14 protein-coding genes and 2 pseudogenes are annotated in these 19,334 nt (G+C 59.0%); 8 read left to right on the forward strand and 8 right to left on the reverse strand.

What is annotated here, in order from left to right; all coding sequences use genetic code 11:
* Positions 1-96 precede the first annotated feature (96 nt).
* The 5 genes and pseudogenes from dnaK (at position 97) to Q2941_RS02085 (ending at position 5,520) form a co-directional block, all read left to right on the forward strand.
* Positions 97-2,003: pseudogene (gene dnaK / locus Q2941_RS02065) on the forward strand (molecular chaperone DnaK).
* 39 nt (positions 2,004-2,042) lie between these two features.
* Positions 2,043-2,609 (forward strand): nucleotide exchange factor GrpE, encoded by a 567-nt coding sequence (locus tag Q2941_RS02070; RefSeq protein WP_458191459.1) that lies wholly within the window; start codon positions 2,043-2,045, stop codon positions 2,607-2,609.
* Positions 2,610-2,657: 48 nt separating this feature from the next.
* Complete coding sequence (locus tag Q2941_RS02075) at positions 2,658-3,569, forward strand: DnaJ C-terminal domain-containing protein (RefSeq protein ID WP_458191460.1); 912 nt, start codon at positions 2,658-2,660, stop codon at positions 3,567-3,569.
* A 1-nt stretch (position 3,570) separates the two neighbouring features.
* Entirely contained in the window at positions 3,571-3,858 is a 288-nt protein-coding gene (locus tag Q2941_RS02080) for a chaperone modulator CbpM (RefSeq protein ID WP_458191461.1), read from the forward strand.
* Between the two features lie 684 nt (positions 3,859-4,542).
* Positions 4,543-5,520: an AraC-like ligand-binding domain-containing protein gene (locus tag Q2941_RS02085; protein ID WP_458191462.1), complete on the forward strand. Its 978-nt coding sequence runs from the start codon at positions 4,543-4,545 to the stop codon at positions 5,518-5,520.
* A 169-nt stretch (positions 5,521-5,689) separates the two neighbouring features.
* Here the strand turns inward: Q2941_RS02085 and Q2941_RS02090 are convergent, their stop codons facing one another.
* Both Q2941_RS02090 and Q2941_RS02095 read right to left on the reverse strand, forming a co-directional pair.
* A complete protein-coding gene (locus Q2941_RS02090; protein ID WP_458191573.1) occupies positions 5,690-6,268 on the reverse strand; it encodes a LabA-like NYN domain-containing protein in 579 nt (192 codons plus the stop codon).
* A 900-nt stretch (positions 6,269-7,168) separates the two neighbouring features.
* Entirely contained in the window at positions 7,169-7,993 is an 825-nt protein-coding gene (locus tag Q2941_RS02095) for a helix-turn-helix domain-containing protein (protein WP_458191463.1), read from the reverse strand.
* A gap of 434 nt (positions 7,994-8,427) precedes the next feature.
* On the opposite strand from Q2941_RS02095, the gene Q2941_RS02100 reads away from it, so the two are divergent.
* The 3 genes from Q2941_RS02100 (at position 8,428) to Q2941_RS02110 (ending at position 12,115) form a co-directional block, all read left to right on the forward strand.
* Entirely contained in the window at positions 8,428-8,862 is a 435-nt protein-coding gene (locus Q2941_RS02100; protein ID WP_458191464.1) for an Hsp20/alpha crystallin family protein, read from the forward strand.
* 548 nt (positions 8,863-9,410) lie between these two features.
* The gene (locus Q2941_RS02105) at positions 9,411-10,622 is read left to right on the forward strand and encodes an alkene reductase (RefSeq protein WP_458191465.1); all 1,212 of its coding nucleotides are present in this window, start codon (positions 9,411-9,413) and stop codon (positions 10,620-10,622) included.
* Between the two features lie 122 nt (positions 10,623-10,744).
* A complete protein-coding gene (locus Q2941_RS02110) occupies positions 10,745-12,115 on the forward strand; it encodes an NAD-dependent succinate-semialdehyde dehydrogenase (RefSeq protein ID WP_458191466.1) in 1,371 nt (456 codons plus the stop codon).
* On the opposite strand, the gene trxC is transcribed toward Q2941_RS02110, so the two are convergent.
* From trxC to Q2941_RS02140, 6 genes and pseudogenes are all read right to left on the reverse strand, one after another.
* Positions 12,110-12,571 carry a thioredoxin TrxC gene (gene trxC, locus Q2941_RS02115; RefSeq protein ID WP_458191467.1) on the reverse strand — a complete coding sequence of 154 codons (462 nt, stop codon included), beginning with the start codon at positions 12,569-12,571 and terminating at the stop codon, positions 12,110-12,112. The two genes, Q2941_RS02110 and trxC, sit on opposite strands and share 6 nt — an antisense overlap.
* 24 nt (positions 12,572-12,595) lie before the next feature.
* Complete coding sequence (locus tag Q2941_RS02120; RefSeq protein ID WP_458191468.1) at positions 12,596-13,447, reverse strand: aldo/keto reductase; 852 nt, start codon at positions 13,445-13,447, stop codon at positions 12,596-12,598.
* Positions 13,448-13,466: 19 nt separating this feature from the next.
* The gene (locus Q2941_RS02125; protein WP_458191469.1) at positions 13,467-13,880 is read right to left on the reverse strand and encodes a hypothetical protein; all 414 of its coding nucleotides are present in this window, start codon (positions 13,878-13,880) and stop codon (positions 13,467-13,469) included.
* Positions 13,881-13,915: 35 nt separating this feature from the next.
* On the reverse strand, positions 13,916-14,362 hold the full coding sequence (locus Q2941_RS02130) for a hypothetical protein (protein WP_458191470.1): 447 nt from the start codon (positions 14,360-14,362) through the stop codon (positions 13,916-13,918).
* 292 nt (positions 14,363-14,654) lie between these two features.
* Positions 14,655-14,822 (reverse strand): annotated as a pseudogene (locus tag Q2941_RS02135) (formate dehydrogenase); the annotation flags it as partial.
* A gap of 12 nt (positions 14,823-14,834) precedes the next feature.
* Positions 14,835-17,783: a formate dehydrogenase subunit alpha gene (locus tag Q2941_RS02140; protein WP_458191471.1), complete on the reverse strand. Its 2,949-nt coding sequence runs from the start codon at positions 17,781-17,783 to the stop codon at positions 14,835-14,837.
* Positions 17,784-19,334: the final 1,551 nt, after the last annotated feature.

Here is a 19,334-nt window from a genome sequence, read left to right on the forward strand (position 1 = left end):
GCGCGTCCCGCATTGATGCGAAATCACACCAACACATGTGGCGGCCATGACCGCTCCACAGCCCGAGCCAGCGCAACGACATCGAAGGAGCCAGCCATGGCGAAAGCAATCGGCATCGATCTCGGGACCACCAATTCCTGCGTCGCCGTGATGGAAGGAAACAAAGCCAGGGTAATCGAAAACGCCGAGGGCGGCCGCACGACGCCGTCGATGGTCGCTTTCACCGATGAAGGTGAGGTCCTGGTCGGGCAGCCCGCCAAGCGGCAAAGCATCACCAATCCGGAAAACACCGTCTACGCCATTAAGCGGCTGATCGGCCGGCGCTATGACGACCCGATCACCGCGAAAGACAAGGGTATGGTTCCCTATCACATCGTTCCCGCGGCGACGCCTGGGTCGAACTGAGGGGCAAGAAGTACAGCCCGAGCCAGATCAGCGCTTTCATTCTGACCAAGATGAAGGAGACCGCCGAAGCCCATCTCGGTGACAAGGTAACGCAGGCCGTAATAACCGTGCCGGCCTATTTCAACGATGCCCAGCGTCAGGCGACCAAGGACGCCGGACGGATTGCCGGCCTGGAGGTACTCCGTATCATCAACGAGCCGACCGCGGCCGCGCTGGCCTACGGCCTCGACAAAAAGGGCAGCGGAAAGATCGCCGTCTACGATCTCGGCGGCGGCACATTCGACGTTTCCATCCTCGAGGTTGGAGACGGCGTGTTTGAGGTGAAGGCTACCAACGGCGATACCTTCCTCGGTGGCGAAGATTTCGACAAGCGCATCATCGATTACTTGGCAGACGAATTTCGCAAAGAGAACGGCATCGATTTGCGCAGGGATCGCCTTGCACTACAGCGGCTGAAAGATGCCGCCGAGAAGGCCAAGATCGAGCTCTCGAGCGCCACCCAGACCGACGTCAACCTGCCCTTCATCACCGCCGACCAGAACGGGCCAAAGCATCTCAACATCAAGCTCTCCCGGGCGAAGCTGGAGGCGCTGGTCGATGACCTGATCGAGCGCACCATCGGACCCTGCAAGGCAGCGTTGAAGGATGCCGGACTGCAGGCGTCCGACATCAACGAAGTGGTGCTGGTTGGCGGCCAGACCCGCATGCCGAAAGTGCAGGAAATCGTGCAGAACCTGTTTCAGCGTGAACCGCACAAGGGCGTCAATCCGGACGAAGTGGTCGCGATCGGCGCCGCAATCCAGGCCGGCGTGCTGCAGGGCGACGTCAAGGACATCCTGCTGCTCGACGTGACGCCACTGTCGCTCGGCATCGAGACGCTGGGCGGTGTTATGACGAAGCTGATCGACCGCAATACAACCATTCCGACCAAGAAGAGCCAGGTATTCTCAACCGCGGAAGACAACCAGACGGCGGTTACCATCCGCGTGTTTCAGGGCGAACGGGAAATGGCCGTCGACAATAAGCTGCTGGGACAATTCGACCTCGTCGGGATTCCGCCGGCACCCCGCGGCGTGCCACAGATCGAAGTCGCCTTCGATATCGACGCCAATGGCATTGTCAACGTCTCCGCCAAGGACAAGGCCAGCGGCAAGGAGCAAAGCATCCGGATCCAGGCCTCCGGTGGCCTTAGCGAGGCGGATATCCAGAAGATGCTCAAGGAAGCCGAAGCCCACGCCGAGGAGGACAAGCGCCGCAAGGAACTCGTCGAAGCACGCAACCAAGCCGATGCCGCGATCTACAGCACTGAAAAGGCCCTGAAGGAATCGGAATCCAAGATCCCTGCCGATCTAAAGAAGGAGGTCGAACAGGCAATCTCCGATGCAAAACAGGCCCTCACGGCCGAAAACCCGCAATCGGTTCGCCAAGCGACGGATCGCTTGCAGCAGACCGCCGCCAAGATCGGCGAGGCGCTGAACCGTGCCGCCTCGCAAGGCGCTGACGCGCAGGCGTCGTCGAGCGGAGGCGGCTCCTCCGGTGAAGACATCGTCGATGCCGAATTCGAGGAAGTCGACCCGCGCGACCGAAGAGCATCGTGACGCGCGAACTCGCATATGAAACCGGGCGAGGAGTATGACATGGCGACAAAAACCGTGGACGAGGATCTTGATAGGGTGCAAGCGAATAGCGCCGAAACGCAGGTGAATAGCGTCGAGACCAGGAGCGGCGATCTCGAGGTCGAGAATGAACTTTTGAGGGAACGTTTAATGCGCGCGCTCGCGGAGACCGAGAATACGCGCCGGCAAGGCGAGCGGCGCACGGAGGAGGCACAGAGATACGCTATCGCGAGCTTCGCCCGCGAACTGCTGCAGGTGATCGACAATCTGCGGCGGGCGATCGGTGCCGGCACTAACCGTGCTGACACAGGCCAGCAGGATCCATTGATCGAAGGCGTGACAGCAACTGACCGCATCCTGACAGAGATCCTGAAGCGGTTCGGCGTGGAGGAGATCAAGGCGCTGGACGCACCGTTCGACCCCGAGAAACACGAAGCGGTGCTGGAGATCGATGCAGTCGGGCAGCCGCCCCGCAATGTGGTTCAGGTTCTGGAGAATGGCTACACACTGCACGATCGTCTACTGCGGCCGGCGCGCGTTGCGGTAGCCAAAGCCCAACAGCCATCTCCGCAGGCAACGCGAGAATGACGCGCGCTTCGCGCGGCCCAGCCGCGCACAGAGGAACGGGAGCGGATATTGGCTGCAGACCCCTATACGACACTGGGAGTAAAAAGGGATGCCACGCAAGCAGATATCCAGAAGGCCTATCGCCGTCTTGCGAAGAAATCGCATCCCGACCTCAATCCCGGCGATAAGGCGGCCGAGGAAAAATTCAAGGAACTCTCCGCCGCCTACGATCTGTTGAACGATCCAGAAAAACGCGCGCGCTTTGATCGCGGCGAGATCGACAGTTCGGGCACTGAGCGACCGCGGCAGCGGTACTATCGGGATTTCGCCGATCAGGACGGCTGGTCGACCTATACCAGCAATTCCGGTTTTGCCGATTTCGGCGACTTTTCCGGCGGCGAGGATATCCTCTCAGAGATTTTCGGTCGCGCGGGCCGCGGCGGCCGCAGACGGGGCCAAGATGTCCGCTATCATCTCGACCTCGCCTTCCTCGATGCCATCAACGGCGGCAAGCAATCGCTTCTGCTTCCCGATGGGTCCACGCTCGAGGTCAACATTCCCCCGGGCGTGCGGGACGGCCAGACACTGCGTCTGAAAGGCAAAGGCCGTCCGGCGGCCGGCGAAGGTCAACCCGGCGACGCCCTGATCGAGATCAGCGTTCAGCCGCACCCCTACTTCACCCGCAAAGGCGACGACATCTATCTGGATCTACCGATCTCGCTGAAGGAAGCGGTGCTGGGCGCTAAGATCAGCGTCCCCACGCCGAGCGGGACGGTTACGGTGACGGTGCCGAAATGGTCGAGCACCGGTCGCGTGCTCCGGCTGAAGGGGCGCGGGGTTCCGCGTCCTGACGGTGTCAAGGGCGATCAATACATTACCCTCAAGCTGGTGCTGCCGCAAAAGCGGGATCCGGAACTCGAGAAATTCGTCGCCCGATGGCAGCCGGCCGCGGAAAGCCCGCGTCAATCGATGGGGGTTTGACATGCAGATGCAGCAATTCATCGACCGATCGCATCTCGACCTCCCGACACTAAATGCGTGGATCGAAGCGGAATGGCTGGTCCCCATCGCTCCCAAAAGGAGATTGGACTTTTCTGATGCCGAACTCGCGCGGGTGCGCTTGATCCAGGATCTCAAGGTCGATTTCGGCGTTAACGACGAAGGCATTTCGATAATCTTGCACCTGCTGGATCAACTGCACGGGCTGCGTTGCCTGGTCCAGGATATCCAGACCATGGAGACGCTGGATCGTACGAAGTATGGCGGCTGAAGCCGCACGAAAAACGAACGGAGTCAATCCTGCATTCAAGAAAGGAAAGACTGACGTCAGTTCCCAAGGGTCTCGGTTCGTGACTCGTCATCATTCTATTGTTTGTTGCTGTTGGCAGCCGCCGGCTTCGAATCCGGCGTCACTCGCCTCGGATTCGGAATAGCAAGCTTCGGATTCAGAGCCGCAATTTTGTTCCGGCGCGGGATGTCAATCAAGCCGGTCGGTCGGCTTCTGCGTATCTAACAGATCCATCCCAATCTCCGAGCCTTGGGTCTTTCTTACCTTTGTTGTGGCGAAGAAGCGCAACGTCTACGCTATCGCCATTGACCCACTCCAGCGCACAGCGCCGATAGACCAACCATGTTGAGGAAAGCAGAAGAGCAACTTCTTTCAATCGAAGACCAGACCGTCAGCGTCGCTGCACTGTAGGATCGATCGTTGACGACACATCCTGCCGCCAAGTGCCATCGACTGCGATCATGTCCGCAGGGCGGCCGCGCTCAAATCTGCTCCGAATGCCCCCTTTTCAAGTGAAGCGGTTCGTCCCCTCAGCGAAGTCCGTGGGCTGGACTCCACCTGCTCGAGCGCGCATCTTGGGTCGCTCGGTCTAACTGGATCAATCCGGCCAGGATCGCCCGCATAGGCGGTACTGCTCGGCTATTTCGACGCGAAGGAAAAGACAAAGTGGAACTCCTCTTTTCGACTGCGCAAGTCCACCCGCGTGATCGCTTCGACTACTGGCATAGCGTGGCGTGTAAACAGATCGTGGATCACGACTCTCGACCGGAAACACGGACAGGTTTTGAGGCCGAAATTAGGGCCGGATCTGTCGGTCACTTGGGTCTTATCCAGTTTCGCAATTCTCCGATGCTCGTCACCCACACCAAGGTCCACGTTTCTCATACCAGGCCCGACGATGTGTTCCTGTGCCGCCAGATCTCGGGCGTTGCGATAATTGAGCAGGACACGCGCGAGGTGTCCCTCGATGTTGGGCCCGCAACGTTAGTCGATCCATTGCTCCCCTACCGAGTGAAGTTCCTCAAAGGCTCGACCACGCTCGTCGTCAAAGTCCCTCGGCGTGAACTGGAGGCACGCCTCGGCAAAACTCAAGAGCTGACCGCGCGCTTGATCCCACTTGATCGGCCCGAAGACGTGGTTACCGCATCCGTGTTGGAAATGATGCCTACAGTCACAGGAAAGATGAGCCCCGCGGCAGCGGAGATGATGGGAAATCTTTCGTTAGATCTGATTGCTATCTCCCTCACCGCCCCGATGGGTGGGCTCCGCGCGCTATCGTCGCCCAGGGCAGCGACGATTATGCGCCTTCGTGCTGTGATCGAGGCGAGATTATCGGATCATAATCTTGATACTTCGACTGTCGCTGCCGCAGCGGGCGTAAGCGTCCGCTACGCGAACGACGTTTTGGCCGAACAGGGTACTTCGATAAGCCGCCTGATCCTAACTCGACGGCTCGCCCGCTGCCGGAGTGCGCTAGCAGATGCCATGCAGGCTCATCGGACAATCAGCGAGATCGCGCACGGATGGGGATTTTCCGACATGACTCATTTTGGGCGTCGCTTCAAGCAGGCTTACGGAACTTCTCCGAGCGAGTATCAGTCCTTGTCGAGGTGCCCTGAACGCCTTAGAAGCGAGGGTGCATGACATTCGCACCCGGTCTCCTGTATCGTGAGACAAAAACCGGGACGGGTTCGGTCCCAGCGACTCTGCATTGATTGCTCATGTAGTATTCCAAGGCAGAGGCATGCGATCGTGTTCTTTGAGCCGGATCCTCCCAGGTGTTTGTGGTAGCGCAGTTGCGACTGGCCTAACGTTATGGATTGTGGTGTGGAGTTCGGCGATCGGACGAATGCCGGGCACAATCGCTACGCAGATTAGCGAGATCGACAAAGCAATCGGCTTGTCGACGCAATTCGTCGGCGGCCCTTGCTGGGTTGGTTGCAATCGTCGAAACGACAGTGACGCGCACCCCTCGTCGCTGCACCGCCTTAACGACAGGCTGAAACTCTCTGTTTCCTGAGAATAGCACCATCTCGTCTAGCTGCTCTGCCAAGGCCATCGCATCGACCGCGAGTTCAATGTGCACGTTGCCTCTGACTTTCCGTCGTCCACCAGCGTCCACGTGCTCCTTGGTCGATTTCGATATGATGCTGAAGCCGTTATAATCTAGCCAATCGACAAGCGGCCGAATACTGGACTGCTGCTCCTGATTCTGAGCTATCGCTATGTAGTAGATAGCGCGTAAGATAATCCCTCGGCTTCGGAATTTCTCGAGCATTTTTTGATAGTCGAGGTCAAAGCCGAGAGCTTTCGCGCTGAGATGAAGGTCTTCGCCATCGATAAAGAGCGCGATCTTCGCTACTCGCCTAGGTGTTCCTCCGCTGCATGTCATAGATTCCAACCCCCCTGTGTTCGCCTTCGGGTGCTAGAAGCCGATACACGCCGTGACGCGCATGTCTCGGCTGTACGAGAGCAATTGATCTGCTTTTTACGGCTTAACTGGGCAAGCCCTCGTCAGCAAAGACGCCGCGTACCTGCGCCGCAGGACTTCTCGGCGGTTCGCGGCTGTCCTTAGAAGCGCAGCCATCTGGTTGCGCTTCGGCAGGCGAAGATATCAACTGACGCGCAGCTATCGACCTGTTGGCCGGCGAACGATAGACTGCGGCCAATCAGACCGATTGCTTGGTATATGCCTTCGTGCTCGTGATTCAGCGGTGGAGGACTTGAAGTGAGTAAAGACGTGAGGCCGGGGAAGCCGCCGCAGACGTTGGCTCCCATTCAGACGTGTATCCGGTGCCGCGGCGTCCCTCCCGTCCTTCCCACGACGCTCGATCCCAAGAGCGGCAAAACCATCCCGCATGTTCGAGTGCTCGTGCGGGGAGCGTAGCTGGTCCGAAGATTAGGTAAGGCCGCCCCAGTTGGCCAGCCTCTTTGGTGGTTACTTTACCTAATTCGAAAACCCCACCTAGGGCTATCCATATGGAAAACGTCTGAGAATCCGACGAAAGCAGCGAGATTGTTCAGCATTCGATTCCGCTTTGTTCGCGATACGCTTCAGTCCCACGTGCCTTCTCGAAGCCATATGCGATTGCCCTACGGCTACAGGCGACGGAAAGCCGCGAGCCTTCGCGGCACAGTCGCAACCAGGTTTGCGACCGCAATTTTTTTCGTGTTCGTCTCTTGTTGTTAACGCGAGAGCGCTTTGTCCCGGCAATGACAATTGCAACCCGGCTCGCACACTTTCCCAAGCTGTTGAGCGAACACTATCCCTCGCCTCTCACCGGCTGATTCTTCACCGCGTATGATGGTGCGGCTGGGCATGCGTCAAATTGCGGAAGCGCTTCGCCACGGCATCATGGCACGGCTGGCCCCACGCTAGTTCGTGGTCAATGGCTCGCTCGGGGCGTGAGGTTTGGACGGAATTGCTGCCGCGGAGCCGCATGGAATCGTGCTCCTTCTTCTCCTCCAAGACATTTCGATTGATAATCCTGACGGTGCGTTTTCCCGCCAGCCTGATCGCGCCACGCTGCTGCAGGCTGGTGAAGGAACGACAAACGGTTTCGACCGAAACTGAGAGATACTCGGCGATGTCGTAGCGCGTCAGGGGCAATACGATCTGACCCTTATCATTCGACGAACGGCTCGCCAACGCAAGCAAAAATGAACCGAGCTTTTCGACCGCCGTTACACCGCCGATGATCAGCAACTGATCCTGAATCCGCGACATGATCTGAAATGCGACATCACGGAGCTCGCGGGCGAACTCCACATCGCGCTGCGCCAATTGCTCGATCCTTTGACCAGAGTAACCTGCCAGCGCTGTTTCCTCCGCGATCGCCTCGACCGTCAGATCTTCGCGTCTATCGACGACGAAGAAGAAATCTCCCGCCAACATCAAGTCGAGACTCTGCCGCCGCCCGTCTGAACGGATGGCGGATCGCTGGACCGCCCCCGAAATTACGTAGTACCAATGGGCCGCCGGCTCCGAATTGACTGGAACCTCCTGGCTCCTGGCAAACAGTATAATCTTGGCATGCTCATCGAGCCGCTTCATCGCATGGTTCTGCGCGGCTAACATTCGCCGGTAGTAGTCCAGTGCTCGCGTTTTCGCCTTCATGCTGCACCTTCCCAGTTCTCGTTCTTCCTTACGCTGCCCATTCGCGCCAAACCGACTTTGTGATCGCCCCGGTGATCCAACACTTTTACAAATCTCCGTACCGTAAGAATACGTAATCGGCCGCCTAGAGGTCTTTACGGACCGCAAAAATTGACCGTAATCAACGACACGCTGGCGCCGCGTGCGATATGAGATCGAATTCGGAAATTAAGCGCCGGCGAAAAAACACACTCATGGCCACCTTGAAGGTGCACATCAACCAAAGTGTCACATCCGCGGACAGATGATAGCCCCAGAACGACCAACAAGGAGAGTGCTATGAGACTACGATCACTTGTCCCCATTTCGTGAGACTCAACCGGGCTTCGGATTGTTCGGCTTGCATCAGGAGATCGACCGGCTGTTCAATGAATTCGCCCAAGGCTCGAGTGCCAATGGCGGGTCGGCGACTCTCGTTCCTACCATCGATCGACATCACGGAAACCGACAAGGCGATCGAGGTCAGCGCAGAGATGCCGGGCCTCGAGCGCAAGGATGTCGAGATATCCATCGACGATGACACCCTCACAATTCCCGGCGAGAAGCGGATCGAAGAGGACCAGAAGGACAAGAACGTCCAGCACGGCGAGCGCTGCTACCGTGTGTTCATGCGCGTGCTGCAACTTCCCCCCGGCGTCGACCCGTCGAGCGTGGATGCCGCGATGTCGGATCACGATACCGAAGCCGGCCAACCCGGAGCCGAAGAAGATCGAGGTCAAGGACGCTCCAAAGGAAACGACCGAATAAGCCGTCTGAAGCCCAGGCGGTCCTCGCGGGACGCGCATTTTTACCCTCCTCCCGCGAGTGCGCGTCTTGCGACGCTACGTTAGCGGCGGCGTAGTCACCGCTGGAGGCAACCAATGGATATTGAAGGAAAGTGGCGATGGAGAAAAGCCAAGTTGACCGGACAACTCGCGGTATCGCGCTGACCGTCGACGGCGGTTTCAACATGCTTGACAGGCGAATTCCTCTCAGCCGTCCAGCACAAGCTGCCGGTCAAGGTCGTCATCTCAACAATTCAGCCCTCGGCCCCACACAATGAAGGCCGAGAGCGTCGGCCTCGTGCCGTTCCGCCGAACATTCGGCCGAACTGATCTCGGCGCAGGCCGAGGCGTTCACCATCAAGGGACCGCGATCGTGGACGCCGTGGTGGTTGCCGATGAGATGCCGAACCTACATCATGTCGATTTTGACTAGGTCGAACATTTTTCACTCTCCACAGGGAAGCCGTGCTCCCTGTAAGGGGCGGCGGATGCGTCCCAACCATTTTGTTTTAGTCATATCGTTGCTCTGACCCGTTTGGTTGACGATCGTCAGTGAGGGCGGTTCTCCAGGTGGATATGATTGTAGCGAGGTTTTGCCTTTGCAGGAGCAGGCGATGGATGACGTGGCGTCAGCGACACCAAAGCAGGAAGCGAGCCGAGAGACGGATACCGCACCGCTGTTCCAGCCGTACCGCCTTGGTCCATTCAATCTGCCGCATCGCGTGGTCATGGCCCCACTGACGCGCTCGCGCGCTCGCCCGCCCGGCAACGTGCCGGGCGCGCTCGCGGCCTGCTACTACGCGCAGCGCGCCTCGGCCGCGCTGATTGTCGGCGAGGCGACGCAGGTGTCGATGCAGGGCCAGGGCTATGCCTGGACGCCCGGCATTCATAGCCGCGAGCAGGTTGGGGCGTGGCGGCGCATCACCGACGCGGTCCATCAAGCGGCAGGCCTGATGTTTTGCCAGCTATGGCACGTCGGCCGCATTTCACATCCGGCGCTACAGCCCGACAACATGCTGCCCGTCGCTGCCTCAGCCGTCATCCCGGCTGGAAAGGCCTTCATCGAAACCGAGCGTGGCGAAGGCACGCTCGTTCCCTTTGTACGACCTCGCGCGCTTGACATCGAGGAGATGCCCTACGTGGTGGCGCAATATGTGCGTGCTGCAAGGAATGCAGTGGCGGCCGATTTCGACGGCGTGGAGATCCATGCAGCGAACGGCTACCTGCTCGACCAGTTTATCGAGAGTGGCACCAATCGGCGTAACGACGCCTATGGCGGCGCGGTGGAGAGCCGCACCCGCCTGCTATTTGAAGTCGTCGAGGCCCTGATGCCGGTCTGGGGACCGGACCGCATCGGCGTGCGCATATCCCCGTTGGGAAAATTGAATGACATCCATGACGACAACCCGCAAGCAACCTTTGGCTATGTGGCCGAACGACTGAGCGAATACGAGTTGGCCTATCTGCATATGGTCAACCCCGCGCTGGAGCAGATGCAAAACGGGAAGGAACCGGATCCACACGCGCTCGATATGGCGAGGCTGGTCCGGAACAGGTTCAGGGGAACCCTGATCGTGGCAGGCGGCTTCGATGCTGAGAGCGGAGCGCGGTGGCTTCGGGAGGGATGGGCCGATCTGATCGCGTATGGCCGAAAATTCCTCGCCAACCCCGACCTGCCAGACCGTCTGCGTCTGGGCGCGGCACTCAACGCCGATGATCCCAGCACTTACTACGGCGGGGGTGAGAAGGGATACACCGACTATCCGTCACTGGCCCAGGACCGCGGCGAACAGCCCAAGGCGTGCGTGGACCAGAGCTGGCGATAGTCAAGCTGGCATTTGCAAGCGCGCAAATTGACGGCCGTCATGGTCTATCGAACCTCGCATACTCATGGTGATCGACGCAGCGAGTGCCGCCCGACCCGAGCGCGATGCGAGGACCATCCGCCATGACATTTCAATCCATCAACCCCACCACCGGTGAGCCGTTTGCGACATATGAGGAATGGTCGACCGAGGAGGCGCAAGACGTCGTCGGCAAGGTTCACCGGGATTACCTCGCCTGGCGTCGAACCGGTTTCGAACACCGCGCTTCGCTGATGCGCAACGCAGCCGAGATCCTGAACAAGAAGGCGCGCGAATATGCGCAACTAATGGCGAAGGAGATGGGAAAGCCCCTCCAGGACGGCGTCGCGGAAGCCGAGAAATGTGCTCAGGCCTGCGAGTTCTTTGCCGACAATGCGAAGAATTTCCTGACATCTCACCCGATAGGGACGGAGGCACGCAGGACCTTCGTCACGTTCAATCCGATCGGGGTCGTGCTCGCGGTGATGCCCTGGAATTTTCCGTTCTGGCAGGTTTTTCGCTTTGCAGCGCCGAGCCTAATGGCGGGCAATGCCGCACTGCTCAAACATGCCTCTAACGTGCCGGGTTGTGCGCTTGCGATCGAACCGATCTTTCGCGACTCCGGCTTTCCCGAAAATCTGTTCCGCACATTGATGATCGGCAACAAGCAGGTCGACGCCCTGATCGAGCATCCGCTCGTGCGCGCGGTGACCCTGACGGGTAGCGCCGCCGCCGGACGCGCAGTCGCGAGCAAGGCTGGCGCCACGCTCAAAAAGACCGTGCTCGAGCTCGGCGGCAGCGACCCCTATTTGATCCTGGAAGATGCCGATCCCGACTCCGCGGCCGCCATCTGCGTCAGAGGCCGGCTGGTGAATTCGGGCCAGAGCTGCATCGCCGCCAAGCGATTCATCGTGGTCGAAAAGGCCAGGCCGGCTTTCGAGAAACGCTTTGTCGAGCTGATGAGCCAGACCAAGATGGGAGACCCGTTCGAGCGTGGGACAGAGATAGGTCCGCTGGCACGGCACGATTTGCGCGACACCTTGCACCGGCAGGTCATCGCAAGCGTCGGAAAGGGAGCGCGCCTGCTGCTCGGCGGCACCGTGCCCAATCATCCGGGAGCCTACTACCCGCCGACAGTTCTCACCGACGTGAGGAAAGGCATGCCGGCCTATGAAGAGGAATTGTTCGGCCCAGTTGCGGCAATCATCCCGACCCGGAGCGAGGCCGAGGCGATTGCGGTGGCGAACGACACCCCATTCGGGCTTGGCGGCGCCGTGATCACGCGCGATCTTGCGCGCGGTGAACGGATTGCAGAGTTCGAGATCGAATCTGGAATGGTCTTCGTGAATGACAACGTTCGTTCCGATCCGAGGGTGCCCTTTGGAGGCATCAAGGAAAGCGGCTATGGGCGTGAATTGTCCTGCTACGGCATCAGGGAGTTCGTCAACATCAAAACCGTGATGGTGTACTCATGAGGCTGCAGGCGCGGCTGAAGGCGCATGCTGGCGCAACCACTGGCGTAACGCCTCGGCACCCACAGCGCCCGCGCGTTGCGCGACGACATTCCCTTTGTGGAATAGCATCAGGGTTGGAATGCCTCGAATGTTGTAGCGGGTCGACAGCTCGGCTTCCGCCTCTGTGTCAACCTTCAGGAAACGAAGTTCCGGTTCGAACTCGCCGGCCGCACGCTCGAAAACCGGTGCCATCACCTTGCAGGGCCCACACCACTCCGCCCAGAAATCGACCACGACGGGAATGTCGTTGCGCTGGACGTGGGTGGTAAAGCTGCGAGCGGAAACCGGCGTCGGATGTCCCGTAAACAGGAGCTGGTGGCAATGGCCGCATTTCGCCTGGCGCGCATCTTTCCCGGCCGGAATTCGGTTGATCCTCGTGCAGTGTGGACAAACGATGTGGCGGGCTTGTTCACTCATTGTCGGATGGCTCCCGAATTGGCCTCAATGCACCGCCAGAGGTTGTTTGCGGTCCGGCGGCGGAAAGGTTTCATCGAGATCCGCCAGATCCTGTGGCGTCAGGCGAACGTCCAGCGCACCACGGTTCTCGCGAACATGCTCCGGCTTGCCCGACTGCGGTATCACACATACGCCGTCCTGGCGTAGCACCCAGGCCAGCGCCACTTGTGCCGGGGTCGCGCCGAGACGCGCCGCAATCGTCTTGAGTGCGACATGACGCAATACACGGCCCTGCTCGATCGGCGAATAGGCCATAACGGGGACGCCGCTACGCTGGCACCATGGCAAGAGGTCGAACTCGATGCCGCGACGCTCGAGATTGTAGAGCACCTGATTGGCCGCGACCTTGGCACCATTGGGCAAGTCGACGAGTTCCTCCATGTCACCGATATCGAAGTTGCTGACGCCCCAGTTCCGGATCTTGCCTGCGCCAACCAAAGCCTCGAAAGCATCGACGGTTTCTTCCAGCGGAGTGAGTCCTCGCCAATGCAGCAGATAGAGATCAATCTCATGTACCCCAAGCCGGGCCAGACTTCGGTTGCAAGCCGTTATCGTGCCCTGTCGGGTGGCGTTCTGAGGCAGCACCTTGCTCACCAGAAAGGTTTCGTCGCGCCGGCCCTTGATGGCCTCGCCGACAAGCCTTTCGGCGCCACCGTCGGCGTACATTTCGGCCGTGTCGATCAGGCTCATGCCGAGATCGATGCCGAGGCGTAGCGCTTTGATCTCGTTGCGCCGGTTCAGCGGATTCTCTGCCATGTGCCAGGTCCCTTGGCCGAGCATTGGAATGGGTTCACCTGAAGGAAGTACGGTAGTGCGGGTGGCCTCGGTGACGGTCATGATGCGAGTCCTTTGTTCTTCACGGCAGACTAATTTTCACGCATAGCCCGGGGTGACGGATGGCGCGAATTGAACATCCCCGCTGCCTGGGTCGATAAACCAGATCACCGGCAGGAACGGGTTGACCATCGTGGAGCCCGGTCACTGCATGCGCCACATGTGTCTCGTTTAGCGATGGCCGGCCGATCGTCGGGTCGAGCTTGACGCACGAACCATTGTTCGCCGTCAGGTCACGATAGTTGTAGCGCGCCGAACAGACAAAAAATTGATTTTCGTTTTTGTCAACCACATAGGCCGCAGCCGTCCGGTAAGAGGTGTTAGACTTGACATCCGGCTCAGGGAGCAGCTCGTAGCGCACGCTACCTTGGCCGAACGCTGGGGATGCGACAGCGATCGCGAGAAACGTGACGATGCCTTGCACTATCTTCCGCATGGCCAATCCCGAACGAATGAGCCACACTAGCCCCTTCATCGCGAGCAAGCGTTGACCGCTATCAATTCAGGAATGGAAACCGCCATTGCTGGCCGATACCTGCCAACCGCTAACCAGTCCGTGTTACCCTCGCCGCGCTGTCGGCGTTCGTTGTGCGCCTGATCGCACAGCGTCCGCCCGATAAGATGCGCCTCTCGTGGATCTGTGAGATAGCAAAGTGCCGTAACCAAGGGCTGATTATTGACAGACGTCAGTGTGCCGATTCCGCATGGCAGGTAGTTGATGGTCTTCACTGCCTGTTTCGTGCACGCATCTAGCGTGAGGAATACGCAATCGGCAACCCTCATCACATCGAGACCTGTTCCTACTACGCATCGATGCGGCAGATACACGCCGCCATCGAGCATTGGCAGCGTGGTGATTTTGAGTGTGCGATTGCTCTGGCCAGTGCCGCATCGGAAATGTTGCCTCTCGCGATTCATCGTGCGATCCTGAAATTCGAGGCGATCTTTTGGAAGGACAAGACCCCTCAAATGAAGAGCTTTCGCAATCGCGCACCCACGCAAGGCAGGTCAAAAGCCCGATCATCGTGAGACAGAGCAGCGTCGTGATGGGACGCCCGGTCTGAAATTGCTGGTTGTCAACGACAGTAGCCCACGACCTTAGCATCCAGCAGCTCCAAATTCCCAGCGAAAGCGATGGTGTTCCACATGCGTTTGATACAACCCGTCGCCATTTGGGCTGCTTGCATCTTGGCGTTGCTATTGCGGATCAAACCTCCGCACAGGGTGGGCCCGTGCAATGCATGCAGCCCATCGAAGCCGAACGCTCACCGGGCTTGCCGTCATTCTCCAGGGGACGTCATTCTCGTTTTTTGCGGGCGGTGACGCAGGCATTGCTGTCGATGTTGCGGTCGGCACAAAGGAATTTCATGCACGCCATGGCTCTATCCTCTTACGCCGCCCTGATCTGACAAAGGGTGGCCTTCGGCTCCTGCATGCCGGTCGATGGATCGTATCCGTAGGTCGTGAGCGTGTTCACACTCTCGCCGAGTACGATCGGATCCGCACCTTTCGGATACTTGGGACGCAGATCGGCGCCTTCGTACCAACCGGCAAAGTGGAAAGGCATCCAGGCCACTCCCTCGCTTACTCTTTCCGTCACGAAGGCCTTCATGCGAGCCCTCGAATTACTCTCCGGCCCGGTCACCCAAACCCATCCGCCATCCTTGATTCCGCGGGCGCGTGCGTCCGTCGGATTGATTTCGACGAACATGTGCTGCTGCAGCTCTGCTAGCCATTTACTGGATCGCGTCTCCTCGCCGCCGCCTTCATATTCGACAAGCCGGCCCGAGCTCAGGATCAGGGGAAACTGCTTGGCAATGCCTTTGTCAACGGCAGTCTTCTGAACGCTGAAGCCGATATTGGGCACGCGGAATTGCCTGGCATCCGGCAGCGTCGGATAGTCAGCCACGAGGTCCGGGCGGGGGGTGTAGATCGGTTCGCGATGGACCGGAATTGGATCAGGCAAATTCCAGGCGATCATCCGCGCCTTGCCGTTGCCGTACGGCGAGCAGCCGTGCTCGATCGCGACACGTTGAATCCCGCCGGAAAGATCCAGCGCCCATGACACCGCATCGGGATTGGCACGATTGACGCGCAGGATGACCTCCATTTCCTGCGGAGTCAAATCCTTGTCCCATCCCAGCTTCTTCAGCACGGCCAGCGTAAACTCGGGGTAGCCGTCCTTGATTTCGGACTTGACCGAATACGAGCCTTCAGCAAGCAAATTGTCGTGTTGCTCCTTTTCGACTTCCTGCCCGTTCTCCATCACCTTGCGCTTGACGATGCGTTCGACGCCGAACCGCGCGCGGAACGTGCCACCGCCTTCGCTCACCGGAAGATTGGTATTGTAGAGAATCGGCGTACCGGGATGTCTGTACTCAGGCGTCCCCCAGCACGGCCACGGCAGACCGTAATAGTCTCCACCCACTTCCGGATCATCCCTCGGCGCCCGCAAGGTGACCAGATCGAATTTGGCCTGGTTTCTCATGTGCGCCTTGAGCCGTTCTGGCGATTGTCCGCAATAGCCGGTCGACCAGCCGCCGCGATTGATCTCGCGCAGAATATCCTCCACCGATACCGCGCCGTTTTCTACCTTGATGTTCTTGAACATCCGGTCGGCGAAACCCAGCTTGCGGGCGAGCAGATACATCGTCTCGTAGTCGTTTTTCGATTCGAACACCGGGTCCACGATCTTCTCGCCCCACTGCAGCGAGCGATTCGAGGCGGTCCGCGAACCATCCATCTCGAAGCTGGTGCAGGTCGGTAAGAGATAGATGCCGTTCTTGCGTTCCGAAAGCACCGACCATGCGGTCGGATAGGGATCACACACCACCAGCAGTTCGAGTTTTTCTATCCCTCGCTTGGCTTCCGGCATCCGCGTGATCGTGTTGACGCCATGTCCCATGACGAACATCGCCTGCACATTGTCGGGCTGTGTGACCTGATCCTTCGGCAATAAAGCCGCGTCGAACCAGCGCGTGCTCGGAATTCCCGGACTTTCCATCAGCGTTTTGCTCGCGAAGCGCGAAGCGATCCAGTCGTAATCGACCTCCCATACCCGGCACCAATGCTGCCAGGCATCCTGTGTCAGGCCGTAATAGAGTGGCAACGTCGTCACATCGAGGCCGAGATCGGTAGCCCCCTGCACATTGGTGTGGCCACGGAAAATATTGGCGCCGCCTCCGGGTCCTCCGACGTTGCCTGTCGCCAGCAGCAGTATGCAGCTGGCACGGACATTCGCTGTACCGGTCGAGAATTGCGTCTGCCCCATAGCCCAGATCAATGTTGCGGGTTTCTCTTTGGCGAACATTTCCGCGATGTGTTTGACCTGTGCTTCAGGCAGACCTGTAACCCGCTCGACTTCTCCGGGCGTCCACCTCGCGACTTGCCTGCGGATCTCGTCGATGCCATACGACCGCTGGCGGATAAAGTCATTGTCCTCCCAGCCGTTTTGGAAGATGTGCCAAAGCATGCCGTAGATCGTCGCGATGTGGGTTCCGGGGCGAACGCGAACATACTCGGTCGCGTGCGCGGCCGTCCGCGTCATTCGTGGATCGATAACGATCATGTTGGCCCGGTTCAGCTCCTTGCCTTCAAGAATGTGCTGAAGCGAAACCGGGTGCGCCTCGGCGGGATTGCCGCCCATGACCATGATGGTCTTGGCATTTCGAATATCATTGTAGCTATTGGTCATCGCGCCATAGCCCCAGGTATTTGCTACCCCGGTGACCGTCGTGGAATGGCAGATACGCGCTTGGTGGTCGGAATTGTTCGTGCCCCAGAAGGCCGCAAGCTTGCGGTTGAGGTAGGCGGCTTCATTGGTGAACTTGGCGGATCCAAGCCAGTACACCGACTCCGGTCCGGACTTGTCGCGAACCTCAATGAGCTTGTCCCCGATCTCGTCGATGGCCTGCTCCCATGACACACGCGTCCATTGGCCATCGACAAGCTTCACGGGGTAGCGCAAGCGGCGCTCACTCAAGACGTCATCGCGTACCGCGGCGCCCTTGCAGCAATGCGATCCACGATTGATCGGGCTGTCATAATCTGGCTCCTGCCCGATCCACACGCCGTTCGCGACTGTTGCGATAACCGAACAACCGACCGAACAATGTGTGCAGATATTCTTGCGGGTGTTAACCCTGGCACCCGAGGGAGGCGGCGGGCCGGCTTCCGCCTGGCGAACGCAACCGAGCGGCAAGTCGCCAAGCACCGCCAGCGCACCGACGGTGAGGCCCGACCCATTCAAGAATATACGGCGATCGATGCCCCTGCGTGGTTGAGACGGTGCGACAGCTGCTTGCCCACGACTGCGACGTTCCGACTTCCTGAACAGCATGCGCGCCTCCTTAGCGGGCGGGATAGCTGTTGACGCGATAGAAGTTTTGAACCTCGGCTGAGTTCGCCTGGTAACGGGGCTTGCGCTTACCGCTACCCATGGGCTCAGCCACAATGGGCTCGATGGTCAACGTTCCAGCGGTCGCGACGGCAGCGCTTACAATCGTGAGGCGAAGCAGATCGCGCCGATGCAAGGCTGCTTGGACACGTCCTTTCATACACGAGCCTTTCCAAGCGGTGCAACGGACGTTATTGATCAAACTCAATTGCCACTATGCGCACAGCATGACCCGTGGGCATCTGACAAACATCAATTTCTCGACAGATTTTTTCCTCCTGCCCCGTCTACTGCGCGCCGATAGCACAGCTCTCTTCGCTGTGATTGCGAAAAGTGAGAGTACCGAAGGCCACCTGCCCTGACCCCGTGTACGGCGTCAGCAAACCGCAAGGCCGGACCGATGAAGGGGCAATTCATCGGGCTCTCCCTTCGTGCAGCCACGTCACGCATTACTGTCTAGGAGAAGGATCAACGATGCTCTTGGTCGCACCGCCCGGCGCGGGTTGCATGTCTGGCGGTGTGCCCCCCTGTGGACTTGTCGGTGGAGCGCCGCCCGTGCCTGTCGATAGTGGGCCGGTCAAGCCCTGTGGCTGAGGTTGACCCTGATTGTCCGGCAATACCGTGCGCCCGGTACTCCAAGGAGAATCTCCCGACTTTTTATCCTCACTCTGCGGCTGGGCTGCACCCATGGAGCTGCAAATGCCTAGGATGAACGCGGCGAGCGCGACGGAGGTACACGAACTTTGCATGTGGTCTCGCCCTCTTGTCGAACCAGCGGAGTGATGAACCTAAGCCTAGACGCATGGATTTCGGTCAGCATCGGCTGGTCGTAATCGAGATTGGCAACCGCATCCCACCCGAAGCGGCCATAACAGGGACACAGCACGAGGAGAGGGTCGGCGGACGACTCAACGACACCTCCGCTTGGCCACATCATGGTCAGCAGCGGGACATGCGGCAAAAGTCGAAATTTGTTCAGATCAGCCTATTAAGCAGCGTGGATTCTTCTCAACACTCCGCCGTCTTTCGTTCCAGGAGTACGGAAGCGCGGCAAAGTATGCCGCTGCAGTTGTCTTAGGGCCTTGACAGGGATCAATTTTCATCAAACGGAGATGCTCAACTGAGATCCTCATCACGTGAACGATGATGCTTCAACAACAGACACTCCACGAAAGAGGCTGCGCCGGCTGTCGCCTTTATCTTGGGGCCGATCACAAGAGTAATCCGGTTCGAAAACGGAGCGACCTGGTCTGAGCTAAGCAGCGCAGGTTCAAGGTCTAAAGAAGAATTTATGTGCCTGACGACGACTCGGCGCAACTTTTAAGTGCTGCAGCGCAGCGGTTTTCTTGATCCCGGTTAGATACTGACGGGCTGACTCGCCAAATGCGCGACCGGCCTGCCAGGCCTCGGTGTTTTTCAGCCATGTCTTGATTTCGCGGGATCTTGTGTACGCCAAGCAAGGCGGGAATTTCATCAACTTGTCTCTGCTAAGGC

Source organism: Bradyrhizobium sp. UFLA05-153, assembly GCF_054185185.1.